Source organism: Micromonospora sp. NPDC048894, from assembly GCF_040649765.1.
In the GTDB taxonomy this organism is placed as follows: domain Bacteria; phylum Actinomycetota; class Actinomycetes; order Mycobacteriales; family Micromonosporaceae; genus Micromonospora; species Micromonospora antibiotica.
The window spans coordinates 784,827-809,870 of the sequence record NZ_JBEZFY010000001.1; the positions used below are offsets into that span (position 1 = coordinate 784,827).

General features: G+C 74.2%; 18 protein-coding genes. 16 read left to right on the forward strand and 2 right to left on the reverse strand.

Annotation, left to right across the window (positions count from 1 at the left end; genetic code table 11):
- Positions 1–93: 93 nt before the first annotated feature.
- On the reverse strand, positions 94–711 hold the full coding sequence (locus tag AB0C22_RS03745; protein ID WP_357533284.1) for a Pvc16 family protein: 618 nt from the start codon (positions 709–711) through the stop codon (positions 94–96).
- Between the two features lie 179 nt (positions 712–890).
- On the opposite strand from AB0C22_RS03745, the gene AB0C22_RS03750 reads away from it, so the two are divergent.
- From AB0C22_RS03750 to AB0C22_RS03820, 15 genes are all read left to right on the forward strand, one after another.
- A complete protein-coding gene (locus AB0C22_RS03750) occupies positions 891–2,456 on the forward strand; it encodes a phage tail sheath subtilisin-like domain-containing protein (protein WP_357533286.1) in 1,566 nt (521 codons plus the stop codon).
- A 54-nt stretch (positions 2,457–2,510) separates the two neighbouring features.
- Positions 2,511–2,993, forward strand: a complete 483-nt coding sequence (locus AB0C22_RS03755) for a phage tail protein (protein ID WP_088643766.1) — start codon at positions 2,511–2,513, stop codon at positions 2,991–2,993.
- On the forward strand, positions 2,980–3,396 hold the full coding sequence (locus AB0C22_RS03760; RefSeq protein WP_357533288.1) for a hypothetical protein: 417 nt from the start codon (positions 2,980–2,982) through the stop codon (positions 3,394–3,396). Before AB0C22_RS03755 ends, AB0C22_RS03760 begins: the two co-directional genes overlap by 14 nt.
- A gap of 789 nt (positions 3,397–4,185) precedes the next feature.
- Positions 4,186–6,618 (forward strand): DUF4157 domain-containing protein, encoded by a 2,433-nt coding sequence (locus AB0C22_RS03765; RefSeq protein ID WP_357533290.1) that lies wholly within the window; start codon positions 4,186–4,188, stop codon positions 6,616–6,618.
- A gap of 121 nt (positions 6,619–6,739) precedes the next feature.
- Positions 6,740–7,225 (forward strand): phage tail protein, encoded by a 486-nt coding sequence (locus AB0C22_RS03770; protein WP_088643770.1) that lies wholly within the window; start codon positions 6,740–6,742, stop codon positions 7,223–7,225.
- The gene (locus AB0C22_RS03775; protein WP_219466705.1) at positions 7,225–8,355 is read left to right on the forward strand and encodes a phage tail protein; all 1,131 of its coding nucleotides are present in this window, start codon (positions 7,225–7,227) and stop codon (positions 8,353–8,355) included. The genes AB0C22_RS03770 and AB0C22_RS03775 overlap by 1 nt, the downstream gene beginning before the upstream one ends.
- 13 nt (positions 8,356–8,368) lie before the next feature.
- Positions 8,369–10,297 carry a phage baseplate assembly protein V gene (locus tag AB0C22_RS03780; protein ID WP_357533292.1) on the forward strand — a complete coding sequence of 643 codons (1,929 nt, stop codon included), beginning with the start codon at positions 8,369–8,371 and terminating at the stop codon, positions 10,295–10,297.
- Between the two features lie 8 nt (positions 10,298–10,305).
- Positions 10,306–10,734 carry a GPW/gp25 family protein gene (locus tag AB0C22_RS03785; RefSeq protein WP_219466709.1) on the forward strand — a complete coding sequence of 143 codons (429 nt, stop codon included), beginning with the start codon at positions 10,306–10,308 and terminating at the stop codon, positions 10,732–10,734.
- Complete coding sequence (locus tag AB0C22_RS03790) at positions 10,734–12,674, forward strand: putative baseplate assembly protein (protein WP_219466711.1); 1,941 nt, start codon at positions 10,734–10,736, stop codon at positions 12,672–12,674. Before AB0C22_RS03785 ends, AB0C22_RS03790 begins: the two co-directional genes overlap by 1 nt.
- Positions 12,674–13,222 carry a phage tail protein gene (locus AB0C22_RS03795; RefSeq protein ID WP_219466721.1) on the forward strand — a complete coding sequence of 183 codons (549 nt, stop codon included), beginning with the start codon at positions 12,674–12,676 and terminating at the stop codon, positions 13,220–13,222. Before AB0C22_RS03790 ends, AB0C22_RS03795 begins: the two co-directional genes overlap by 1 nt.
- 610 nt (positions 13,223–13,832) lie before the next feature.
- Positions 13,833–15,161: a hypothetical protein gene (locus AB0C22_RS03800; protein ID WP_357533295.1), complete on the forward strand. Its 1,329-nt coding sequence runs from the start codon at positions 13,833–13,835 to the stop codon at positions 15,159–15,161.
- 109 nt (positions 15,162–15,270) lie between these two features.
- On the forward strand, positions 15,271–16,686 hold the full coding sequence (locus tag AB0C22_RS03805; protein WP_357533297.1) for a hypothetical protein: 1,416 nt from the start codon (positions 15,271–15,273) through the stop codon (positions 16,684–16,686).
- Positions 16,687–16,700: 14 nt separating this feature from the next.
- Positions 16,701–17,483, forward strand: a complete 783-nt coding sequence (locus AB0C22_RS03810) for a hypothetical protein (protein WP_357533299.1) — start codon at positions 16,701–16,703, stop codon at positions 17,481–17,483.
- A 118-nt stretch (positions 17,484–17,601) separates the two neighbouring features.
- Positions 17,602–18,954, forward strand: a complete 1,353-nt coding sequence (locus AB0C22_RS03815; protein ID WP_357533301.1) for a hypothetical protein — start codon at positions 17,602–17,604, stop codon at positions 18,952–18,954.
- A 13-nt stretch (positions 18,955–18,967) separates the two neighbouring features.
- Positions 18,968–20,389 carry a hypothetical protein gene (locus AB0C22_RS03820; RefSeq protein ID WP_357533303.1) on the forward strand — a complete coding sequence of 474 codons (1,422 nt, stop codon included), beginning with the start codon at positions 18,968–18,970 and terminating at the stop codon, positions 20,387–20,389.
- Here AB0C22_RS03820 and AB0C22_RS03825 read toward each other — a convergent pair.
- Positions 20,379–23,927, reverse strand: a complete 3,549-nt coding sequence (locus tag AB0C22_RS03825) for a BTAD domain-containing putative transcriptional regulator (protein ID WP_219466735.1) — start codon at positions 23,925–23,927, stop codon at positions 20,379–20,381. The two genes, AB0C22_RS03820 and AB0C22_RS03825, sit on opposite strands and share 11 nt — an antisense overlap.
- A 479-nt stretch (positions 23,928–24,406) precedes the next feature.
- On the opposite strand from AB0C22_RS03825, the gene AB0C22_RS03830 reads away from it, so the two are divergent.
- The gene (locus AB0C22_RS03830) at positions 24,407–25,033 is read left to right on the forward strand and encodes a response regulator transcription factor (RefSeq protein WP_219466737.1); all 627 of its coding nucleotides are present in this window, start codon (positions 24,407–24,409) and stop codon (positions 25,031–25,033) included.
- The last annotated feature ends 11 nt before the right edge of the window (positions 25,034–25,044 follow it).

The following is a 25,044-nucleotide window of genomic DNA, read 5'->3' on the forward strand; positions in this document are numbered from 1 at the left end:
TGATCGGGCAACCGGCGACCCGACGGGCGGCCCTCGCCCGGGTGGCCGGGGACCGGCAGGGGCGGCCCGGGCGACCGAGAAGACGGCGGGGCGTCAGCGGGGCTCGCTGATCCCACCCCTGGGCCGGGGCCCCGGCGGGCCACCCGGACCGCCGGGGCGGCCACCGCCACTGTTGACGCTGACCTCACGCGGCGGCGGTGCCAGGTCGGTCTGCGGCTCGGGCACGAACGGCACGAGCAGTTGCAGGTGCAACCCGGTCCGGGCGGTCCCGCCGTGCGCCACCCAGGCGGAGCCGGTGTCCCCCTCGCGCCGGGGCGCGGAGCGCACCACCACCGGCTGGTTCGCCCGGGCCACCGCACCGGTCAGGAACCGGGCCGGCAGGGCGGTGCAGCTCGCACAGCCGACCAGCAGTTCACCCAGCAGCCGGTGCTCCCGCTCGGTGTCAGTGGCCCAGGCGGTCAACAGGTAGCTGAACCGGTACCGGCGGCCCGGCGGGCGACGCCCCACCAGCTGACCGGTGGCGTCGCGCAACTCGTCCCAGGTCGCCGAGACGCCCGCCGAGTCCTCCTCGACGTCCAGCAGGAAGGCCGCGACCAGGTCACCCTCGCCGCGCTGCGCACACCGGTCCGGCGGGTCGAAGACGACCGGCACGTCCGACGGCAGGTAGTGGCCCAGCCAGGCCCGGACCGACAGGTCGACATCCCAGATCATCCACCCACCCTGCCCGCTGCCCGGACGGCACCGCGCCCGGCGGCCGGGCAGGCCGTCGGGGCGGATCGGTTGCCCTTGGGGGCAGAACTGCCTACCCCGGCGGCGGTCCGGCGGGCAGCCCTCGCGGCCGGCCGGCGTTGGCAAGCTCGGCCCCATCACACCGTCGTACAGGAGGTTCGATGCCGACGTATCTGTCGCCGGGCGTCTACGTGGAGGAGGTTTCCTCCGGGTCGAGGCCGATCGAAGCGGTCGGGACGGCCGTCGCCGCGTTCGTCGGCTTCGCCGAGAAGGGGCCGGTCGACGAGCCCACACTGATCACGAACTGGACGCAGTACACCCGCACCTTCGGGGGCTTCGTGGCGGGCAGCTTCCTGCCACTGTCGGTCTACGGCTACTTCCTCAACGGCGGCGGCTCCGCGTACGTGGTCCGGGTGGGTGGTGGTGCCGGTGCGGACTCCGCCGCCACCGAAGCCGCCGGTGAGTCGTACCCGGCTGCGGCCGTACCGGCGGCCGGCGACAACGGGCGGCTCTCCTTCACCGTGCGGGCCGCGCTGCCCGGCCCGGCCGGGCAGGACCTCTCGGTCGAGGTCGCCGACGCCTCCGAGGGCGGCGACGACGCGTTCAAGCTCGTCGTCAAACAGGCCGGCAAGCCGGTCGAGACGCTGGACAACCTGACCACCAAGCGCGGTGCGGGCAACGTGGTCACCGCCGTCCGTCAGCAGTCCAAGCTGATCCAGATCGAGGAGGCGAAGGGCGCGACGCTCGCCCCGCCCCGACGCGGCGCCGAGGTCACCCTCGCCGCGCCCGCGCTGCCGGCCACCACGACCGGCACCGGCGACCTGCGGGTACGCGCCGAGGACTACGTCGGTGACGTCAGCGACCGGACCGGCTTCGCCGGGCTGGAGGCGATCGAGGACATCACCATGCTCTGCGTGCCCGACCTGGCCGCCGCCCACCAGCAGGGCGCCATCGACGACGAGGCGTTCAAGGCCGTCCAGTTGGCGATGATCGCGCACTGCGAGCTGATGGGTGACCGGGTGGCCATCCTCGACCCGCCGCCCGGCCTGCACCCGCAGCGCCTCAAGGAATGGCGGATGGACGTCGCCGGCTACGACTCCAAGTACGCGACCCTCTACTGGCCCTGGGTCAAGGTGATGGACCCGGCGCAGGGCCGGGCGGTCTTCATGCCACCGAGCGGGCACGTCGCCGGGGTGTGGGCCCGCAACGACGACACCCGGGGTGTCCACAAGGCACCCGCCAACGAGATCATCCGGGGCGCGCTCGCCCTGGAGAGCGGGCTGACCAAGGGCGAACACGACCAGCTCAACCCGATCGGGGTCAACTGCATCCGGGCCTTCCCCGGGCAGGGCATCCGGATCTGGGGCGCACGGACCCTGTCCAGCGACGCCGAGTGGCGTTACCTCAACGTCCGGCGGCTGTTCAACTGGATCGAGAAGTCGATCCTGCTCGGCACCAACTGGGTGGTCTTCGAACCCAACGACCCCCGCCTCTGGGACGCGGTACGCCGGGTCATCACGATGTTCCTGCGCCGGGTCTGGCGCAGTGGGGCGCTGATGGGCGACACCTGGTCCGAGGCGTTCTTCGTCAAGTGCGACGCCGAGAACAACCCGCCGGAGAACCTCGACGCCGGCATCCTCACCGTCGACATCGGCATCGCCCCGGTCAAGCCGGCCGAGTTCGTGGTGTTCCGCCTCTCCCAGCTCTCCCAGGGCTCCGGCGACTGACCGGCCCGCGGCGAGCACCCGACCTGAGCGACGACGAGACCAGGAGAACCGAGCATGGCCGGTCAGGGCACCCAGGACCCGAAGCAGAACACCCAGATCATCAGTGCCGCCGTCTTCCGGCTGGAGGTGCCGGGCATGTCGGCGATCAACTTCGCCGAACTGGTCGGGATCAGCAGCGAGGTGGAGAACGCGGAGTACATGGCCGCCGGCACGACCGGGCCGATCTTCTCCCGGCACTTCGGTCGGACCAAGCCGCCGACGGTCACCCTCAAGCGGGGCCTCGACCTCAACGGCGACCTGTGGCTCTGGCACCAGAAGGTGCGCAACATGATGTACGACGCCTACCGGGACTGCGCGTTGAAGCTCTACGGCCCCGGTGACGACCTCAACGGCGACGCCCGGTTGACGTACATGATGACCAACGCCTGGCCGTCACGGGTGGAGGTCAGCGGAGTCAAGGCCGGAGCCACCGACATCGTCTACCAGACGGTCACGCTGATGTGCGACGACCTGTTCGACTTCAATGCGCGCATCTAGCCTCGCCGAGCCCGCCGCCGGACCGGCGGCGGGTCTGCGGACCGAGTACCCGTTCGTGCTGCCGCGCGGGCTGGTCGACGACCGGGGCGGGGTGCACCGCGAGGGCACCATGCGGCTGGCCACCGCCCGCGACGAGATCACCCCCCAGGGCGATCCCCGGGTACGCCACAATCCGGCGTTCCTCATCGTGCTGCTGCTCGCCCGGACGGTCACCCGCATCGGCGGGGTGCAGGCCGTCGACGTCGACGTGATCGAGCACCTCTTCGCCTCCGACCTGGCCTTCCTCCAGGACCTCTACCGGCGGGTCAACCAGCAGGGGCACACCGGGGCCGAGGTGGCCTGCCCCAGCTGCGGGGGGCGCTTCGCGGTGGACCTGGCCGGCGGCCGACCGGGCGACTCCTGACCCACCCGGCAGCCCGACGCCGCACACCCGTACCGGAATCTGAAGGAGGTGGGCATGGCCTGGTCGTTACGGCCCGGACAGCCGTTCTGGCCACGTCGCCGCCGGACGGTCGGGGCACCTGCTCCGGTCGCGCCGGTGCCGCTCGCGTCGTCGGTGCCCACCGACCGGTACCCGGTCCTGCCAAGCCTGCCTCTGCTGACCGTGGCACCCGCCGCGGCGATGGTGACCATCCCGCAACCGGGGACGGCCACGGACGACCCGTCGTGGCCCCCGACCTCCGCTCACCGCCCGTTCCCCGGCCCGGTCCCGGTGGTCTCCGCGCGGTCCGTCGGGCCGGCTGCGGTCACCGACCCGACCCCGATCCGGTACGACACCGGTGCGGCCCACCGCCCGCCGACCGCTCCGACCCGGTGGGGCAGCAACGGTCCGGCCTTCGACCGTGGCCTGGCTCCCGATCACGGTTCGGACCCCGGTCATGGTCTGGCTCCCGATCACGGTTCGGACCCCGGCCGTGGCGTGACTTCCGGCCACGGTTCGGCCCTCGACCGTGGGCCGGTGGTGGTGCCGGGGGCGATTGCGGGTCCGGCGGGAGACAGCTTTTCGTCGCCTGAGGTGGGGTGGAACGTGGCCGGTGGTCCGGCCGTAGACGAGGGTTCGACGGTGGGGCATGGCCCGAGCGGGGCGGCGGGCAGGCCCGGCGGAGAGGGTGCCTTCCCGGCACCGGGTCCGTCGGCTGGGCCGGAGAATCCGCAGGGACCAACGTCCGCCGGGCGATCCGACGGGGCCGACGTGGATGCCGCAGCCGCCCGGACGGCAGCGCAGTTCGCCGCCGCCGGTCTGCCCACCGCGCAGGTCTGGCCGCCACCGGGATTCGAGGTCGCCTACCTGGCGGCGGAGGCCACCCGGGCCGCCGAGGAGTCCCGGGCATCGGGCGGCAGCGGGCGTGCCCGGCCGGCGCAGCCGGACACCGGCCGGGGCGCGGACACCGCCGCCCCCGGTCACGACGGTCGGAGCGACCCGGAGGGGACCCCGCCGTCGGCCGGTGAGGTGCGCCCGGTCGAGGTGGCCTTCGCCGGACGCCGGGGTCGCGCCGCCCGACCGACGACCGCGCGACCGGGCCAGGAGCCGGCCTCCCCGGCGGAACAGGGACCAGCCGATTCGGGTGGCACTACCGACCCGCCCACCGCCGCCCCGGGGTGGCTCGCCGGGCCCGCGACCCAGGAAGCCGGGTCCGCCATCCGGGACCAGCCCGACCCGGGCGGCCGGGTCGGCCCGGACGACGCCACCGGCAGTGGCCGCGACGCCCCCGTCGACCGTCGGCGGGACGGCTCGCCGGACGTCGGGCAGGACCGGCCGGCGGGCGTCGGGCAGGACCGGCCGGCGGGCGTCGGGCAGGACCGGCCGGAGTATCCGGCGCAGGCTACCGGGCCGGCGGACCACCGGGGCGGGACCCTCGACGAGGCAGGTGCCGTGGTCGGATCGGAAGCCGCACCGTCGGCGCACCCGCCCGGAGGAACACCGGACGGCGTGACCTCGCCGGTCGCAGTTGCCACGGCACCGACCCGGGGCACGGACCCGGCCGGGCGACCGGGGTCCGAGAACCTGCCATTCGCGGACCCCGCCGAGCGGTCGGCGTCCGGGAACCGGCTACTCACGGACCCTGCCGAGCGGTCGGCGTCCGGGATCCGGACACTCGCGGACCTTGCGGAGCGGCCGGCATCGGAGGGACGGCCAGGACCGGCGGGGCCCGACATCGCGGACGACCGGCCGGGTCCGGCGGCAGCGCACGACACCGGGGACTATCGGCCCGCCCCACCGGTGGGGCGCGACACCCACCGCCCCGAGCCGGTGTCCCCGCCGTCGTCCTTCTTCCTCACCCGGCGTCCGGAGCAGCCCACGCCGGCCGGCCCTCCGTCGGGTGTGGACCGGGAGCACGGCGGGGCCGGGCAGGGACCGCCGGCCGGCCCGGAACAGGCGGAAACGGTGCCGTCGGTCGTCCCGCACCCACCCGTACCGTCGGCCGAGCGGGTCGACCGGCCGACGGTCGTACCAGCCATGGACGAGCAGGTCCCGGCGTACCCCATCGGGGTCTTCACGGCCGTGCCGACGGTGGCGGCCGACCGGCCGGGCCCGATACCGAGCACCGGGCAGGGGCCCGGGTCGCTGGCGCACCGCGCGGGTCCGCCGCCTACCGCGGTGGGCGACCCGGAGCTGCCGGAGCAGGTGCCGGCCGCCCTGGTGGACGGCTTCCGGCAGCGGTACGGCGTGGACGTCGCGGCGGTGCCGGTGTGGCGGGGCGCGGCGGCCACGGAGGTGGTGCAGCAGGCCGGGGCACGGGCCGCGACCCGGGGTGGTGAAGTCCTGTTGCCGGCCTCGGCCGGGCCGCTGGACGCGCCGCCCGCCCGCGCGCTGCTCGCCCACGAGCTGGCCCACGTGGTGCAGCAACGGGCGTTCGGGGCGACACCGCCGGCCGAGTCGACAGGCACCGGCCGGGACCTGGAGGCGCGTGCGCTCGCCGCCGAGCACGCCTTCGGCGACGGCGGCGGGCCGGGCGTCGGAGGTCCGCTGCCACCTGCCGCGCTGCTGACCGGCGCGGGTGCCGCGTCGACGCCTGCGGGTGCCGCGTCGACGCCTGCGGGTGCTGCCGGCACCTGGGGGATCACCCCCGGCGGTGGGCTGACCTGGCAGGCGAAGCCCGGTGCGGGAGGCGTGCCCCCGGCCGCACTGACCGGCCCGCCGGCCGCACCGACCGGCCCGCCGGCTGCGGCCCACCCGCTCCAGCGGGCGTCGATGGACACCTCGGCGGCCACCCTCGACGACCTGCGGGCGTTGGTGCGGGGCGAACTCGACCAGCAGCAGGACCAGGCCGCCGATCCGCCGGCCGGGCCGCCGTCGGACGCCCTGCGGGCCGAGGTGGCCGCAGCGCCCGCGACGCCCGCGATCGACCGCAGCGCGGGCCGGATCGCCGAGGTACGCGACGCGGTGGAGCGGCTCCGGGCCGAGCTGCGCACGGTGGCCGACCGGGGGCGGGCCACTGCCGCCCGGCTGGACCAGGAGGCCGACCGGGTGCCGGACCGGTCGCCGGGCCGGCCGGTCGACCTGGAGAACCCCGACGACCTGGAGGAACTGGCCGGCCGCCTGTACGGGCGGTTACGCGGGCGGCTCCGGCAGGAGCTGCTGGTCGACCGGGAGCGCAGCGGGCGGCTGACCCAGTTCCGCTGAGCACGCCAGGTGGCACGAGGCACGCCAGGTGGCACGAGGCACGGCAGGCGGCAGGACGCACGGCAGGTGGCACGACCGCACGGACGCGGGTCCAGGACGAGGCGACGAGGAGGGCGAAACGATGGCAGGCGGTCTTTCCACCGCGGCCCGCTTGATGGGCGGCTTCTTCGAGGTCACCGGCGTCAACCACAGGTACCTCGTGGTCATCGACGACGAGCGGTACAACCTCGGCTCCTGGTCCCGGGTCTCCGGGCTGGGGGTGACCTGGCAGGTCTGCGAGTACCGGGCCGGGGACAGCAACGACGTCTTCACGTACGTGGGTGAGCCGACCTACAGCCGGATCAGGCTCAGCCGGGCGGTGTGCTTCGACTCGCAGGTCGTCCAGGAGTGGCTCTGCCAGCAGGCCAACCGGTACCGCCCGCTCAGCGGCACGATCCAACTCGTCGACAGCGTCGGCCTGAAGATCGTCGGCTGGGACCTGAAGCACTTCTTCCCGGTCGGCTGGTCGGTGTCGGAACTCGACCCGAGCCACAGCGGGGTGGCGGTCGAGACGCTGGAGCTGGCGCACACCGGCTTCCTGCACGACGACGTGAAGTTCTCGCTCTGATGGCCGCCATCTCCGCAGGTCAGCTCGGCGGGATGCTGGGCGACCCGAGCCAGACCGCGCAGGGGCTCGCCTCCGGTGGCCTGCTGCAGATGTTCCGCGACGGGCCGGGGGTCAAGCGGACCCTCAAGCTCGGCCTGGCGATGCGTTTCCAGGTGACCATCGGGGACGTCCCGATCGGGCTGTGGCGGTCCTGCCGGGGGTTGCGGGCCGACTTCCGGCCCGAGGTGGTCCGGGTGACCGGGGACTACGTCGGCCAGTACCACCTGCCCGGTGAGGTCAGCTACGCCCCGGTCGTGCTGGAACGGGCGGTGCACCGGGAGAGTTCCGCGCAACTGCAACAGTGGCTGGTCGGGGTGCTGCGCTCATGGCAGGACGGCACCGGCGACGACACCCGGACCACCGCCCGGATCACCCTGCTCGACGCCGACGGCGAACCGGTCAACAGTTGGCTGCTCTACGGCGTACGGCCGTCGTCGTGGACCGGGCCGGACCTCTCCTCGGACAGCAACCAGGTCGCGGTGGAACGGCTGGAACTGGTGCACGAGGGGTTCTTCCCCGACCTGCAGGCCAAGGCGGAGACGGCCACCCTGTCGTCCCCGTCGCTGGGCCGGGTCACGTTCTCCTACAACCCGGCCAAGATGGGCATCACCCGCTCCTCCCGGGCCAGTCAGCTCGTCGGTCGGGGCCGGGGCGTGGAGCTGACCTCCGACACCGCATTGCGGGTGATGGCCGGCGAGGTGCTGCTGGTCGGTGCCGGGGTGGCCCAGGACGTGCAGAAGCTGATCGCCTTCTCCGGCCCACCGAGCGTCGACGAGCAGAGCCGCAGCGCGTCCAGCATCGAGCTGCCCCGGTTGACGTTCACCTGGGGAAAGCTGTCGATGGCCGTCAACCTGAGCACCCTCAACGTCAACCTGACCCGGTTCGACGGTGAGGGGCAGCCGGTGCGGGCGCAGGCCACCCTGGACCTGATCGTGATCGAAGGGGAGATCTTCCCCAAGCGGGGTGGCCCGGTGCCGACCCGGTCGGTGCGGACCGACCCGGCGCAGTGGCGGCAGCGGGCGCTGGCCAGCGGGCTCGACGACCCGATGCGGGCGCAGGCCAGGGGCGCGTCCGTCGGGGCGCGGCGGTAGTGGGGGCGAGACGATGACCGCGATCGACCGGCACGGTCTGCTCTGGGGTACGGCGACCCTGCGCCCCCGGGTCACCGTCGGCACCGCCGGCCGGGCGCTGCCGACGGCCGCCGCCGACCAGCTGGTACGGGTGGTGGTGGACACCCAGGCCGCCCTGCCGGACATGTTCGAGCTGACCTTCGCCGACCTCGACGGCAGTGTGCTGCGTACGGCCGGGTTGGAGCTGGGCACCGCCGTGCAGGTCTTCGGCCCGACCGGGGACGGCTCGGCCGAGCACCGGTTGATCAGCGGCGAGGTGACCGCCGTGGAGGGGCACTTCGTGGACGTCAGCGCCCACGTGGTGGTACGCGGTTACACCCACGACCACCGGCTGCACCGGGTACGGCGGACGCGTACCTTCCTCAACCAGTCGGATGCCGACGTCGCCCGGCAGGTGGCGACCGCCGCGAAACTGTCGGTCGGCACGATCGACGCCACCACCGGCCGGTTGGCCCACCTCTCCCAGGTCGCCCAGACCGACTGGGAGTTCCTCAGCGCCCGCGCCCGGGAGATCGGCTACGAGATCGGCGCGGACGGGGACCGGTTCCACTTCCGCCGGGCGGCCACCGCCCGCCGGGCCGGCAGCCCGGTGCCGTTGACCTTCCGGGGCAACCTGCGCCGCTTCCTGCCCCGGGTCAGCGCCGGCAACCTCGCCCCCGAGGTCGAGGTGCGCGCCTGGGACCCGGTCGCCGCGACGGTGGTGGCGAGCCGTACCGCGACGACCGCCGACGGGGTGAGCCTGGCCGGCCGGACGCCGACCGCCGCCGCCGACACCTTCGTCCCCCGGGGCGCGGCGGCACCGCCACGGGCCGGCAACAGCGCGGTCGGTGACGTCGGGCCGGCCCCCGGACCCCGCGCGCACGTCCTGGTCGGCCGGGGGCTGCCCGTGCCCGGTCGGGCCGACGGCGCGGTCACCCAGGTCGCGAAGGGGCTCGCCGCCAGCGTCGGTGGCGGGTTCGCCGAGGCGGAGGGGGAGGCGCTGGGCGACGCCCGGTTGGTCGCCGGCAAGGCCGTCAAGGTCGACGGGGTGCCCGCACCCTTCGCCGGCACCTGGACGCTCAGCGCCGCCCGGCACGTCTTCGACGAGACCGGGGAGGGCTACCGCACCGAGTTCACCGTCGGCGGTGCCGAGGACCGTTCGTTGCTCGGGCTGACGAACGTCGGCGGGACCGGCGGGGGCGGTGATCCGGCCCGGATCGACGGGGTGGTCTGCGGGGTGGTCAGCAACGTCAAGGACCCGCAGAACCTGGGCCGGGTCACCCTGGCGCTGCCGTGGCTGTCGCCGGACCACGAGACCGACTGGGCGCCGGTGGGGCAGCTCTTCGCCGGCCCGACCGGGGGCGCGTTCTTCGTGCCGGAGCCGGGTGACCAGGTGCTCGTCGCGTTCGAGTTCGGCGACGTACGCCGCCCGTACGTGCTCGGCAGCCTGCCCAGCCGGCACACCGGGTACGGCCTCGACGGCGGCCAGTCGTCGTCGACGAAGCCCGGGGCGACCGGGGTGAAGTCGGTGGGGCAGACCAGTTCGGTGATCCGGCGCGGCCTGCTGTCACCCGCCGGCAGCCGGTTGGTCTTCCACGACGAGGTGCCGCCCGGCGGCAAGGGCCAGCCGACCGCCGCCGACGTGGTGCTCGGCACCAAGGGCGACAAGCTGTCGCTGGCGATGGACCAGGTTGCCGGCACGGTGACCCTGCGCTGCGCCCCCGACAAACCCGGCAAGCTGATCATCGAGTGCACCGGGCAGACCGCCGTGGAGATCAAGGCGGGGCCGGGCGGCAGCCTCACCCTCGACGGCGGCACCAGCCTGAAGCTCAAGGGCAAGACGGTCGACATCAGCGGTACGCAGGTCAACATCAGCGGCACCGCGTCGACCGCCATCAAGGGCAAACCCATCCAGCTCAACTGAGGAGTGCCATGCAGGCCGACGTCATCGGCACCGGGTGTGCCTTTCCGCTGCGGGTCCAGCCCAACGGCCGACTCGCCATGATCAGTGGTACCGCCCTGCTGGAGCAGGCGATGTGCGTGATCCTGGCGACCTACCCGGGTGAGCGCCCGATGCGCCCGGAGTTCGGCTCCCGGCTGCGCGACTTCGTCTTCGAGCCGGTCACCGGGCAGACCCGGCGGGCGGTGGCGGTGGAGGTGCGCGCCGCGTTGGAACGCTGGGAGACCCGGGTCGAGATCGACGACGTCACCGTCACCGAGGACCCGGCCGGTGGTGACGGGCTGCTGCACATCGAGGTCCGTTACCGGGTACGCGACACCGACGAGCCCGGCACCCTCGGGCTCAACCTGCAGACCCTGCCCGGGGACCGGGAACTGACCGGCTCGGGGGTGCTCGGCTGATGGCACTGCCCGCCCCCGACCTCGACGACCGGGGCTTCGACGACCTGGTCGGTGACGCCCGCCGGTTGATCGCCGACCGCTGCCCGGAGTGGACGGACCTGCACCCCGCCGATCCGGGGATCACCCTGATCGAGACGTTCGCCTCCCTGACCGACCAGCTCATCTACCGGCTCAACCGGGTGCCCGACCGGCTCTACGTGAAGTTCCTGGAGCTGATCGGGGTACGCCTGGTGCCGCCCACGGCCGCCCGGACCACCCTGACGTTCTGGTTGTCCACGCCGGCCCGCGCCACCCAGCTCGTCCCGGCGGGGACCCGGGCGGTGACCGTCGCCGACGGCGGGGACCCCCTGGTCTTCGCCACCCTCACCGACCTCGCCGTGCCGCCGTGCGCGCTGACCCAGCTGCGGGTCCGGACCGCCGACGGGGTCACCGACCAGACCGGCGCCCTGGAACTGGGTGGGCCGGTGGTGGCGTTCTCCCCGGTGCCGCAGCCCGGCGACGAACTGCTGATCGGGCTGGACCGGCCGGTGGGCGGCTGCGCGGTGCGGCTGGAGTTCGAGGGCCGGGTCGACGGTGTCGGGGTCAACCCGCTGCACCCGCCGCTGCGCTGGGAGGCGCGCGGTGCCGACGGTTGGCTCGACTGTGAGGTCGGGTTGGACGAGACCGGTGCGCTGAACCGGCCCGGCGCGATCCTGCTGCACGTGCCCGACGGGCACCAGGCCAGCCTGGTCGACGGGGTGCTGGCCGGCTGGCTGCGGGCCCGGGTGGTCACCCCGCAGGAGGGGCAGCCCGGCTACAGCGCCTCACCGGTGGTCCTCGGGCTGGCCGCGAACACCGTCGGCGGCACCACCGAGGCGGTGCACGCCGACCTGGTGGACGACGAGGAGTTCGGCGACTCCGAGGGGGTGCCCGGCCAGCGGTTCACGCTGACCCGCCGGCCGGTGCTGGCCGGCTTCGGCGACCCGGTGCTGGAGGTCAGTTCCGACGACGGCTGGCAGCGGTGGTCGCCGGTCGAGCACTTCGCCGGTAGCGGCCCCGGGGACCGGCACTTCCTGCTCGACGGGGTGGCCGGTGAGGTGGTGTTCGGCCCGGCCGTCCGGCAACCCGACGGCACGTTGCGCCGCTACGGCGCGGTGCCGCCCCGGGGCGGCCGGCTGCGGCTGCGCCGGTACGCGGTCGGCGGCGGCAGCCGGGGCAACGTCGGCGTCGGCGCGATCACCGCGCTGCGTGCCTCGATCCCGTACGTGGCGGGGGTGGAGAACCGGCACCCGGCCAGCGGCGGGGTGGACGGCGAGACCCTGGACGAGGCGCGTCGCCGGGGCCCGTTGACCCTGCGCAGCCGCAGTCGCGCGGTGACCGCCGAGGACCACGAGGTGCTGGCCCGGGAGGCCGCCCCGGAGTTGGCCCGGGTCCGCTGCGTGCCGAGCAACGGGGACGGGCCGCCGGTGGCGCGGCTGCTGGTGGTGCCGGCAGCCCCCGCCGAGGAGGGGCGGCTGCGGCTGGAGGACCTGATCCCGGCCGAGTCGAGCCTCGCCCGGGTGGCCGGCCGGCTGGACGAGACGCGGCTGATCGGCACCCGGGTGGTCGTCGAGCCACCCCGCTACCGGGGGGTGACCGTGGTGGCCCGGGTCGTCGCCCGGCCCCGGGTCGTCGTCGAGCGGGTCCGGGAGGAGGGCCTGGCCGCCCTGTACGGCTTCCTCAGCCCGCTGGCCGGCGGTGGCCCGGACGGTCAGGGCTGGCCGTTCGGGCGTCCGGTGCAGGCCGGTGAACTCTTCGCCGTGTTGCAGCGGGTACGCGGGGTGGAGCTGGTGGAGGACCTGCGGCTGTTCACCGCCAACCCGGTGACCGGTGAGCGGGGCACCGAGGCCGGCCGGATCGACCTGGAACCGGACAGTCTGGTCTTCTCCTTCGACCACCAGCTCCGGGTGGAGGAGCACTGATGCGCGGCCCGGTCGACGTGGCGATGCCGTACCCGATCGCCGGTTTCCTGCCCGCCCTGTTGCAGGAGGACGACCTGCTGGTGCGCTGGACCGAAGGGCTGGACCAGGTGCTCGCACCGGTGGTGTCCACGCTGGACTGTCTCGACGCGTACCTGGACCCGTGGTTGGCCCCGCCGGATTTCCTGCTCTGGCTCGGTGCCTGGGTGGGTGCCCACCTCGACGAGAACTGGCCGGTGGATCGGCAACGCGCGATGGTGGCCGGCGCGGTCGCCGCGCACCGGCTGCGGGGGACGGTCGCCGGGCTGCAGATGGCCCTGGAGCTGGCCACCGGGGGTGAGGTGGAGGTCCTCGACTCGACCGGGGTGTCCTGGTCGACCCGGCCGGAGCCGTCGTCGGCCGCGCTGCCGCCGGCCCGGGTGCACGTACGGGTGTGGGTGGCCGAGCCCGGGAGGGTCGCCGGGCACGCCCTCGACGAGTTGTGCCGCGCGGTCGTACCGGCGCACGTGACGACGACCCTGGAGGTGCTCGACCGTGATCATCTGTCGTGAGTGCGGGAACCACAACGGTGACGCGGACACCTTCTGTGGTTCCTGCGGCAGCTTCCTGGAGTGGACCGGCGAGAAGACCGCGCCGAAGATCCCGGTCGAGACGGTACGGGAGGCCGAGCAGGAGTTCCGGCAGAAGCCCACGCTGTTGCAGCGCATCGCCGGGGTGATCGCACCGGCCCCGGGTGGCTCCCCGGTCGACGAGGGTGTGGTGCGGGTCGGTGACGGGACGGGCCGGGGGTCGGCCGGTGGACCGCCGGGTCTGCGTCCCGGCCCGCCCGGGGTGCGTCCGGGGCCGCCTGGCGCGGGTCCGCCCGGAGTGCGTCCCGGTCCGCCGGGGACGACACCGCCCGGGGTGCGTCCCGGGCCACCCGGCCTGAGCCCGCCCGGGGTGCGTCCCGGTCCGCCGGGGACGACACCGCCGGGGGGCCGCTCCGGTCCGCCCGGGTCGGGTCCGCCCGGGTCGCGGCCGGGTCCGCCGGGGTCGGGTCCGCCGGGCGTGCGCTCCGCCCCGCCGGGAGCCGGCTCTCCCGGGGCGCGGCCCGCACCCCCGGGGTCACGCCCGCCGGGGGGCCTGCCGCCGGGTGGTGCCGGCGGGTCGGCCGCGCAGGTCGTGGCGGGCGACGGGCCGGCGGCGGTGACGGTGCCGTCGCGCCGGCTGCCACCGCCACCGCCGGGCGTGCCGGCGGCCCGGCTGCCGGACCGGGCGGCCCGCCCCGGTCCGCCGACGTCCGGCCCGGCGGGACTACCCGGTGGTCCGCCCGCCCCGCCAGCGGTCGACGGGTCGGCCGGCACCGGCGCGGTGTCCACCGACGCGTCGTCGGCGCGGGACGGCACCCCGGACACCACCGCGTCGGAGGTCGCGGTGCCGCCGCGTCGGCTGCCGCCACCGCCACCCGGGGTGGCGGGTGCCCGCCTGCCGACCGCCCCGGCCCGCCGTGACCCGCGCGCCGCGCCGCACACCAGTGCCCTGGTCGCGGCCGAGGGCCCGGCCGACCCCGCGCCGCCCGGGTCGACCACCACCGGCGGGCGGGTCGGCGCGCGGCGGGCGACCACCGCTGCGGCGACGACCGGACCCGGGGAGGTCAGTCCGCAGGCGGTACGCCCCCGGGCGGCGACCGTCGGCCACCAGCCGCCCACCCGACGCCTGCAACCCGGTGACCTGGTCTGCGGCGAGTGCGGCGAGGGCAACGTGCCGACCCGCCGGTTCTGTAGCCGGTGCGGGGACTCGCTGCGTACCGCCGAGGTGGCCCGCCGCCGCTGGTGGCAGCGCCTGCTGCCGCGACGGGGCCCCCGGGTCACCGCCGCCGGGGCCCGCCCCGGCACCCCCGGCGGTGGCGGGGCGGGTGGGGTCGGCGGCGTGCTGCACTCCATCTACCAGCGGTCGAACGCGGTCGCCGCGGTGCTGCTCTTCGCGATCGGGGTGGCCTACCTGATCTATCCGCCGCTGCGGGAACGGATCAACGGTGCGGTCTCCGGGCCGGTGACCGGGGCGCGGGACTGGGCCGACCGGAAGATCAACCCACGGTTCGTGGCCGTCCGGCCGGTCGAGGTGACCGGCGGCGCGTCGGTACGGGACCACGGGCCGGCGCTCAGCGTCGACCAGTACCGCAACACGCACTGGCAGGTGCGCTGGGACGCCGAGAAACCGCCGACGGTCACCCTGCGCTTCGCGGCCGAGGTCGACCTCCAGCGGCTCATCGTGACCGCCGGCACGGCCGAGGACTACACCGCGTCGCACCGGCCGAAGACCCTGCACCTGGTCTATTCCACCAACCGGTCGGACACCCTGGCCATCGAGGACACCGGGGAACCGCAGACGCTGACCCTCGACGGGGCCGACGGGGTCACCAGCGTGCAGATCCAGGTCACCGACGTGCACCGGGCCGAGAAGGGCACCGACGTGACGGTCAGCGAATTCGAGTTCTTCGCCCGGGAGTGAGCGTGCCGGGCAGCGGGTGACGCCGGGGCGCGGCCCCGGGGAGCGGCACCTGACAACCACCACCACCGTCGGCCAACGGGCCCGACGGTCCCACGTCGGAGGTGTATCCGTGACAGAAGTCGCCATCGCCCTGAACACCACCGCGAACATGATCGGGTTCGCGCAGGGGCAGGCCAAGGGGCTGACAGACGGGGTGTTCCAGGTCAGCGGGTTCAGCAACGCCGGCTTCCCGACGGAAGTGCCGCTGAACCAGTTGATCTCACCGGCGCCGATCGCCGACGGCCAGCTCGTCATGGTCCGGGGCGGCCAGTCCCGGCAGCACGTCTACTGGCTGCGTTACCTGCGCCGGGGCATCGGCGTCACGGACAAGAAGCGGGTCTGTGTGGAGCTGCTGGTGCGCTTCACGACCTTCGACTACGTGCCGAAGGACGGTGACGACGGCCCGACCGCGCAGGAACGGGCGGTCCTGCGCGACTACCCGTGCTGGGGGATCACCGACCTGAGCGTGTCGCTGATGCCGACCGGCCGGGGGCGCAACCCGTTCAACAAGTTCAACGAGTCCGGCAGCCTGACCTTCGACGCGGCCGTCGCCAACGACGGTATGCCCCACCTGCGGATCAACTACCGGGTGCAGCACCAGGCGAAGAACCTGCTCGGCGCACCCCTCGGGTTGAGCCACAACGACGCCGGCGCGTTCCTGGTGCACAGCAACGGCAGCTTCGAGATCAACCACGGTGAGGGGCGTACCGACAAGCACTTCCGGATCACCCCGCTCAGCGGCAGCGTGCACCAGCGCCCGACCCGGGTCGACCAGGTCGGCCAGGCGGGCACCACCACCGTGCTCAACGCCCAGCGCATCGAGCTGGGCGGGATCGACCACGGTGGCCGGATGCTCGACCCGCACGAGCACCGGGGCATGCAGGTGATCGGCTTCGAGCGGATGAACGGCCCGAACACCATCACCGTCCTTAACAACGGCCAGCAGCCGGTCGTCGCCTCGGCGGCGGCGGCCGACGGGCACGAGGCGGCGCTGCGACTGGAGTACGTCCGCGACGGTGCCGTGCTGGGCCGGAAGGTCCGCACCAAGATCAGGGCGTTGCTGCTGCTGCGTTTCACCCTGGTGCCCTACCTCACCGCACCGGACGACCAGGGCAACCGGCAGATCGTCTACGTGAACGGGGTGCGGTACACCGCCTTCCGCGACGTCTCCCTGCGGGTGCTGGAGGTGGGGCGCGGCGAGGCGGCGGTGGTCGGGGAGAAAGGCGAACGGTACGACGTCGACGCGGTCAAGAACCGGCACCACGAGGAGTCGACGCTGTTCTTCGGGCCGTACGTCGAGGAGGTCGAGGGGCAGGTCGGCGTGCAGCTCAGGATCGACTGGGCCGCCGAACACGCCGGTGCCGAGGGCCGCTCCCGCAGCCACCGCAACAAGGGTCAGTTCCGGCTCGGGGTCAACCAGTCGGGCAGCCCGGTGCTGCGCCTGCTGGACGCCGACAGCAACAAGTACTTCACCGTCACGGGCTGAGCGGGAGACGAGCGATGAACTATCCAGAGAACTTCGACACCACCGGCCCGGCCGGTCTGGACGACTCGTACGCCTATCTGAGCTGGGCGGTCGTCAGTGCGCACCGGATCATCGCCGAGCAGCCGGAGACCGGCTGGGAGCTGCTGCCCGACCTGCTCGGGCAGGGCTGGGGCGACCCGGACTGGTACCAGCGCAACGGTTGGCTGGCCGACTTCTACGACACCGTCTACCACCAGGCCAGTTCCCTCACGCCGGTGCAGGTCTTCGCCGTCGACGAGCTGGGTGAGCCGGCGGCGGAGATGGCCCGGATGATCGACTCGGTGACCCAGCACTGGGTGGCCGCCGCCCATCAGGCCGCCGAGCAGGACCAGCAGAGCTACGACGAGCAGGCTGACGACCAGCACCCGTACGACGGTCAGGCCCACGACGGGCCGGGCTACGACGAGTCGGGCTATGACGGGCAGGGCTACGAGGGGCAGGGCTACGAGGGGCAGGCCTATGACGGGCCGGGCTACGACGGGCAGGGTTACGAGGGGCAGGCCTACGAGGGGCAGGCCTACGACGGGCCGGGCCCCGACGGGTCGGGCGGGTCGGCGTACCCCGTCGAGCAGCCGGAGCCGGACGCGTCGTCGCCGGAACCGCTGGCCGACCTCGACCCGGCTGCCGCCCGGGAGGTGCTCGACCGCGTGCTGGACGACGAGGTGGACGATCTCTCCGAGGCCGACCAGCGGGTCCTGGCCACGGTGCTGACCGACGAGAAGTTCCAGTACCTGGCCCGCGAGTACGACCTGGTGTGACCGCCGACGCCGGGCCGGCACCCCGCCTGCCGGCCCGGCGTCCGCCCCACCCCACGGACCCACCGGTCACCGCCACGACCCCGGACCCCCGACCGGGCGGACAGAGGGAAAGCACGCCGTGACCACCATCGAGTACGAGCCCGAGGAACTCTCCGGCAACCGGTTCACCGTGACCGGCTTCCGCGACGCCGCCCTGCCGGTCGGGGAGTTCCTCGCCGACGAGTTGTGGCCGGACGAGCAGGACGGTGCGGTGTGGCTGGACCGGGGCACCCAGACCCGGCGGCACTGCTACTGGCTGCGGTACCGCTACCGGGGCCCGGGTCCGGGGCACCCGAAGCTGGTGGCGGTGGAGCTGGTGATCCGGTTCAGCACCTTCCCCTACCAGGTCCGACCCGGCACCGACCGGTATTCACCCCGGTCGACGCTGCCGGTGCCGGGCCTGTGGGGCATCGAGGATCTCAGCATCTCGTTGCGGGACACCGGGGCCGGCGGTCGGAACCCGTTCAACAAGTTCAACGACGCCGGTCAGCTGGTCTTCGAGCCGGAGATCGGGTTCGTTCCCGCCGCCGGCACGGGCGTCGCGGTGCCGGCGATCCGGGTCGTGCACCGGGTGCGGCACGTGGCCAACCCGATCGTCGGGGACGGGTACGCCCCCGGGCACGAGGAGACCGGGGCGCTGACCGTGCACAGCGACGGCGGGATCACCCTGGAGCCGGCGTCCGGGACGCCCGGGTGCTCGTCGTGGCGAATCGTCCCGGTCAGCGGGTCGGTGCACGACCGGCCGATCGTCGGGGCCGAGCCGCCACCCGGGCGCAGCCTCACCGTCTACCGGGCGACCGGCGTCACGGCCCCGCCACCGGTCACCGCGATGCGGGTGTCGACCGGTCGGGCCCGCCGGGGCGCGGTCGAGGTGCAGGGATTCGAGCGGGTCGCCGGCCCCGACCAGATCGGGGTCTGGCACACCGGTCACCCCCGCTGGTACAGCGCGTCGATGGGCGGCGACATCCGCGACGACGGGATGATCGTGGAGTACGCCCGCGCCGGTGACCGGGGTGACGACCGCCGGGCCGGCCGGGTCCGGGCCCGCCTGGCGTTGCACCTGCGCACCCGCTGCTACCTGATCGAGCAGAACGAGTTCGCCGACGCCGTCGTCTTCCACCACGGCCGCCGGCACCCCGGCTTCGTCGACGTGTCGCTGCGTCCCCTGCCCGACGACGGCGACCCTACCGGGGCCGCCGCCCCTACCGGGCCGGTCGGGTCGCGGCTGCGGTTCGTCCCCGAGTGGTACGAGGGCACCGACGACGAGGTGCCGGGGTTGCTGGTCCGCTGGTCCGAGGAGGCGGTGGGCCCGGCAGCCGACCCCGCCGTGCCGGTCGGTGGCGCGTTCCTGATCACCGTGGACGCCTCCGGCGGGCCGGTGGTCCGTTTCGCCGACGAGCAGACCTACCAGCATCTGACCGTGTTGAGCTGAGCGGAGACAAACTGTGCCTGGTCGGATACGGCTGACCGGATACCGGCCCGACGAGCCGGTGGGTGACGCCTTCACGGTGACCGGGTTCGGCGGCGCGGGCTTCCCGGAGCAGGCGACGCTGCGGGAGTTGATCTCCCCGGCGCAGCCCCACCTCGCCGGCACCATCATGGTCCGTGGCGACCAGCAACGGCAGCACTCCTACTGGTTGCGTTACCTGCGCCGTCGATCCGGCCCGGCCGGCCCGAAGCGGGTCTGTGTGGACCTGCTGGTCCGGTTCAGCACCTTCGACTACGTGGTGGCCGACGTCGGGGTGGGGGCGCTGGTGCTCCGACAGAGCGCGCTGTCGCACTTCCCCTGCTGGGGGATCACCGACCTGAGCGTGTCGCCCCATGCCGTCGAGGCCGGCCGTAACCCGTTCAACAAGTTCAACGAGGTCGGCTCGCTGGTCTTCACCGCCCGGCTGGAGGCCGCCCACGGCACGGTGCCGGCGATCCGGGTCGGCTACCGGGTGCACCACGAGCAGACCATGGTCGGGGGAGTCCGGTTGACCCCGGAACACGACGAGGCGGGTTCGTTCCTGGTGCACAGCGACGGTCTCTTCGAGGTGGCCGACCAGTCGCTGGCCACCCGTACCCACTTCCTCGTCACCCCGGTCAACGCGGGGGTGCACGACCGGCCTGCGGTGCCGGTGCACGCCGCCCGCCGGCCCGGCGGTGGCCGCCCGGCGTGGCACGCGACCGGGCTCACCGCCGCGCCGGCCGAGCTGCCGCAGGCCCACCCCACGCCCTACGTCGACGACACCGTCACGGTGACCGGTTTCCAGGGCCTGGACGGTCCACAGACCCTGGCGGTACGCGACGCCGCCGGTCAGGCACGGTCGGCGATGCTGCACTTCGCAGCCGCGGACCCGGGTGCGGTGCTGCTGACCTACCACGGTGGGCCCGCCCTCCGGGGGACGGTCCGGCTGCTGCTGGGGCTCCGGTGCACCATGCACCGCTACCTGGTCGCCCCGGCCGGCGTCCACCGCAGCGTCACCCACCGAACCGTCGGGGACGATGTCGGCATCGACGCCCACTACGGTGACGACCCGACGGCCAACCGGGAGTCGTGGCCGGTGCTGTGGCACCGGGGGCGTCGGCACCTCGGCTTCCGGCAGGTCACGCTGCTGGTGGCCGGGGTCGACGGCGGACCCGGCCGGGGCGGCCCCGACGCCGTACGCAACAGCACCGGATCCCCGGTACGGCTGGCCCTCACCCCCCGGTGGGAGCCGGGCGGTGACGACCGGGGGCCGGAGCTGCGGATCAGGTGGCACGCGTCGCACCAGGACGACGCCCCGGTCGAGGGCCTGCTGGCGCTCGGGACCGACGACGGCGGCCGGCCGACCCTGACCCCGCTGGACGACGAGAGCCGCCGCCACTTCACCGTCACGGGCTGACCGGCAGGTCCTCGTCGACCACCGGGCGGACCCGCCGGGACAGCTCGGTGATCTCCCGCCGGTACGCCGACTGCTGGGCGGCGTCGACGCCACCGGCCGGGCCGAGCGCGACCAGCAACCGCAGCGCCCGGACCTGACCGAGCAGGTGCCCGGTCTCCCGGTGGGTGGCCAGCGCCTCCTCGGCGGTCCGCGCCGAGGTCACCGGGTCGGTGTTCCGCATCGCCTCGGCGGCGGCCACCAGGGCGTGCCCCTCCCAGACCCGGTAGCCGGCGGCGCGGGCCACCGTCCGGGCCTGCCGGGCCAACGCGACCGCCTCCGTCGGGTCGGTGTCGCCGAAGACCTCGGCCAGCCCGATGAGCGCCTCGACCTCCTCACCCCGGGCACCACCGGCCCGGGCGAGTTCGAGTGCCCGCCGGTGTTCGATGGCCGCCGCCGGGTCGCCGTTGCGCTGGTGGATCGCGCCGCGCACGTTGCGGGCGGCAGCCTGCTGGGCGGTGTCGCCGATCAGGTCGGCGAGGGCCAGTGCCTCGTCGGCCAGCTTCGTCGCCGGGCCCAGGTCGCCGGTCTGCACGCGCAGCGCCGCCAACCGGCGCAGGCTCTCCGTCTCGGTGGGCCGGTAGCCCGTCCGCCGGCTGAGATCCAGCGCCTCCCGCAGGTGGTCGAGAGCCTCGCCGTGCTGGCCGAGGGCGTGCTGGACCTCGCCCAGGTTGCTCAGGCTGATCCCGGCGCTCATCCACATCCCGGTGCTGCGGGTCAGCGCCAGGGACTGCCGGAAGACCTCGGCTGCCTCGCGGAGCCGCCCCATGTCCCGGTAGATCACCCCGAGGTTGCCGAGGCTGGTGCTGAGCCGTTCGGGGCCGCCCAGGCGTTCGTGGATGCTCACCGCCAGCCGGGTCAACTCGGCCCCCTCGGCCAGCCGGCCGGCCCGCAGGTGCAGCAGCCCACAGGTGCCGTACGCCGCCGCCAACCCCTCGGGCCAGGCCGCCCGGTGGGCCGCGTCGATCATCGCGGTGGCGTGGGACAGACCCACCGCGTACTCGCCACGGCGCAGATGCAGGCTGGCCAGCCCGAGCCGGCTCGCGGCCTCACCGGCATGGTCGCCGACCTGCTGTGCGGCGTGCAGTGCGCTGGTCGCGGCGACCAGGCCGTCGCTGTGCGGGCGGAACTGGTAGTAGCCGCGTAGCGCGTCCGGGATCCGCCAGGCGGCCGGGTCGGCCCCGTTCTCGGCGGCGTGCGCGATCACCCGCATCAGGTTGGTGTGCTCCTCCTCCAGCCAGGCCATCGCCCCGGCTGAGCTGGGAAACGGGGACCCACCGGGGTGCGGTTCGGCCCCGTCGGGTGGCAACCGCACGAGGTGGGGATAGATCGTGGCGGCGGCGGCGTCGGTGCGCTGCCGGTACCAGCCGTAGAGGCGTCGGATGGCGGACCGCAGTTGCCCGGCGGGGTCCTCGGCGGTGGCCCGCTCCAGGGCGTAGAGCCGTAGCAGGTCGTGGAAGGCGTACCGGCCGGGGGTGACCTGCTGGACGAGGTGCGCGGCGGCGAGCCGGTCCAGCTCGTGTGCGGCGGTCGGCTCACCGATCCCGGCCAGGGCGGCGGCGGCGGTCACCGTGACGTCCGTCCCCGGCGCGGTGCCCAGCAGCCGGAACAGCCGGCGGGCCGGGGCGGGCAGCGCGGCGTACGACAGGTCGAACGCCGCCCGGACGGCCGCCTGGTCGTCTCCCTCGACACGGAGGCCGGCGAGTTGGTTACCGGCGGTCAGCCGGGCGGTGTGCGCGCTGATCGACTGTTGGGGCTGGTCGATCAGGTTGGCGGCGGCGATCCGCAGGGCCAACGGCAGCCGGGCGCAGACCGTCGCCAGTTCGGCGATCTCACCTGAGCGGGCCACCCGGTCGGGCGGGATGATCCGGGTGAGCAAGGTGCCGGCCTCGTCCACGGTGAGCACGTCGAGGTCGAGGCGGCGTGCTCCGTCCACGGCGACGAGCCCGCTGAGCCGGTCCCGGCTGGTGACCAGCGCCAGGCAGCCGGCGGCCCCCGGCAGGAGCGGGCGGACCTGGTCGGCGCTGGCGGCGTTGTCCAGCATCACCAGCATCCGGCGACCGTCCAGCATGGTGCGGAACAGCGCGGCGGCCTGCCCGGGGTCGACCGGCACCTGGTCGGCCGGCACCCCGAGCGCGTGCAGGAACCCGGCGAGGGCCTCCGACTCGCGGACCGGGCTGGCCGTCGAGTAGCCACGCAGGTTGACGTAGAGCTGCCCGTCTGGGAAGTGCCGGCGGACCCGGTGCGCCCAGTGCACCGCCAGGGCGGTCTTGCCGACCCCGGCCATCCCGGTGATGGTGGAGATGACCACCGGCCCCCGGGCCGCCGTCGCCCCGACCAGCAGCGCGTCGAGGGCGGCCAGTTGGGTGCTGCGCCCGGTGAAGTACGCGACGTCGGGCGGCAGCTGCGCCGGTGACCGGTGGCGCGACGGTGGGGTCGGCTGCGCCACCTCGGGCCGGCGCGGTGCCACTTCGGTCAGGCGGGGTGCCGGCACGGTGCCGGTCACCGGCCCGCCCGGGTGGGTGACCATCCGGGGCAGGTCCTGGCGCAGGATGCGCAGCTGTGCCTCCCGCAGTTCCGGGCCGGGCTCCACGCCGAGCTGTTCGGCGAGGCGGTCGCGCAGGTTGCGGTGCAGGGCCAACGCGCGGGCCTGCTGGCCGCAGGCGGCCAGGGCGAGCATCAGCCGGGCGTGCACCTGCTCGTGCAGCGGTTCGTGGCTGGCCACCGCGTGCAGTTCCCGGACCGCCCGGTCGGGCAGGCCCAGGTCGACGGCGAGCGTGGCGTAGGTGACAGCGGTGGCGATGCGACGTCGGTTCAGGGCGGCGGCGGTCGGGTGCTGGGTCAGGCTCGGCGCCGCGTCGGCCAGCACCGGCCCCCGCCACAGCGCCAGTGCCCCGGCCAGCCGGTCCAGGCTCGGCAGGTCGCCCGCGACGCTGCCCTCGGCGCGTTCGATCGCGGCGGCGAACCGGCTCAGGTCGAGCTGGGCGGGGTCGACCCTCAACCGGTAGCCGCCGCCGACGTGGGTGATGGTGGCGGCGGGGCCGCCGGGCTGGTCCAGCACCCGACGCAACCGGGCGACGTAGGTGTGGACGAGGTTGAGGCAGCTGTCCGGCGGGTCGTGACCCCAGAGCACGTCGACGATCTCGTGGCGGGACACGATCGCGTCCGGGTGCAGGGCGAGCAGGCCGAGCAGCATCCGTTGGCGGTTGGAGCCGAGCGTGACCGGTTCGACGCCGACCTGGATGCGCAGCGGCCCCAGCACGTCGATGCGCAGGGTCGGTGCCGGCGTGGCGACGGGTGGCGCCGGGCCGGGTGGCTTCAGCTGCGGCGGACCGACGGCGGCGGCGATCCGCCGGAGGGACTCGGCCCGGGGGTTGCGGACCCGGCCCTGCTCGATGTCGCGCACCGCCCGGACGCTGATTCCCGCCCGTTCGGCCAGCTGCTCCTGGGTCAGTCCGGCACCCAGTCGTCGTCGTCGGATCTCACCACCGCTGTCGGCCATCAACGGGCCTCCCTGTCATGGCTGCGCGTCCGTCCCACCAGCGCTGCCAGCACATGATTCTGCCGGTTGACCGGTCGGATGACCATGATCTTCGCCACTGAATCACCGGGCTACCCGCAGGTCAAACCTGCCAATGGGGCAGGGCCGTCCGCCCTTGGGGGCAACGGTTCTGCCGGTTCTGCCGGTGCCCCCATCGTTCACTTGTGGACGCACGGGCATTTGAGCAGCTCAAAACGTTGTCACCCGGCAAGGATGTCTATCTGCCGGCGTCCAGCCGGCCTCCAGTGCGCGACCGACCGCCGTCTCTACCGTGGACGACGGGCACCGCCACCACCCGCTGGCCGGTGTCCATCTCGGCGAAGCGACTCCCACCCGGTCACGGAACCGCTCGGCACCGGCCTCCGGACCACCGATCTGCCCCTGCTGAGCGTCAGCCTGGCAGCCGACGCCCGCCTCAGCCCGGAAGCTAAGGAACCGCCATGAACGGACGTGCCCAGACCTACATCCGTACCCCCGACCCGATCTCCACGGCCGGGATCACCGCGGCGCTGCGTGGCCGGGCCGAGATCGAGGTCGTACCCGCGCAGATGATCACCGCCGAGACCGTCGGTGTGGTCGCCGCCGACACCCTCGACCGGGACACGCTCGACGTGCTCAGGGCCGTGCGCCGGTTGGGCTGCCGGCGCTTCGTGCTGGTCGCCACCGTCGAGTCGGACTCGGCGCTGATCCCCGCCGTGGAGCTGGGGGTACGCGCCCTCGCCTCACGCACCGAGGCGACCGGCCACCGGCTGGCCCAACTCGTGGTCAGCACCGCCTCCGGCGGGGCGGCGATGCCCCCGGAGGTGCTCGGTCTGCTGGTCAAGCAGGTGACCCGGCTCCAGCAGACGGTGCTCGCCCCGCGCGGCATCGACGTCAACGGGCTCTCGGTGCGGGAGAGCGAGATCCTGCGGCTGGTGGCGGACGGGATGGACACCCGGGAGGTGGCGACCCGGCTGAGCTACTCGGAGCGGACCGTCAAGAACGTGCTGCACGACATCACCAGCCGGTTCCAGCTGCGCAACCGCACCCACGCGGTAGCCTACGCGGTCCGGGAGGGGCTGATCTGACTGCCGAGGAG

Coding starts and splice junctions, on each gene's coding strand:
- AB0C22_RS03745 (WP_357533284.1), bottom strand. CDS start 711: ATGATCTGGGATGTCGACCTGTCGGTCCGGGCCTGGCTGGGCCACTAC.
- AB0C22_RS03750 (WP_357533286.1), top strand. CDS start 891: ATGCCGACGTATCTGTCGCCGGGCGTCTACGTGGAGGAGGTTTCCTCC.
- AB0C22_RS03755 (WP_088643766.1), top strand. CDS start 2,511: ATGGCCGGTCAGGGCACCCAGGACCCGAAGCAGAACACCCAGATCATC.
- AB0C22_RS03760 (WP_357533288.1), top strand. CDS start 2,980: ATGCGCGCATCTAGCCTCGCCGAGCCCGCCGCCGGACCGGCGGCGGGT.
- AB0C22_RS03770 (WP_088643770.1), top strand. CDS start 6,740: ATGGCAGGCGGTCTTTCCACCGCGGCCCGCTTGATGGGCGGCTTCTTC.
- AB0C22_RS03775 (WP_219466705.1), top strand. CDS start 7,225: ATGGCCGCCATCTCCGCAGGTCAGCTCGGCGGGATGCTGGGCGACCCG.
- AB0C22_RS03780 (WP_357533292.1), top strand. CDS start 8,369: ATGACCGCGATCGACCGGCACGGTCTGCTCTGGGGTACGGCGACCCTG.
- AB0C22_RS03785 (WP_219466709.1), top strand. CDS start 10,306: ATGCAGGCCGACGTCATCGGCACCGGGTGTGCCTTTCCGCTGCGGGTC.
- AB0C22_RS03790 (WP_219466711.1), top strand. CDS start 10,734: ATGGCACTGCCCGCCCCCGACCTCGACGACCGGGGCTTCGACGACCTG.
- AB0C22_RS03795 (WP_219466721.1), top strand. CDS start 12,674: ATGCGCGGCCCGGTCGACGTGGCGATGCCGTACCCGATCGCCGGTTTC.
- AB0C22_RS03810 (WP_357533299.1), top strand. CDS start 16,701: ATGAACTATCCAGAGAACTTCGACACCACCGGCCCGGCCGGTCTGGAC.
- AB0C22_RS03825 (WP_219466735.1), bottom strand. CDS start 23,927: ATGGCCGACAGCGGTGGTGAGATCCGACGACGACGACTGGGTGCCGGA.
- AB0C22_RS03830 (WP_219466737.1), top strand. CDS start 24,407: ATGAACGGACGTGCCCAGACCTACATCCGTACCCCCGACCCGATCTCC.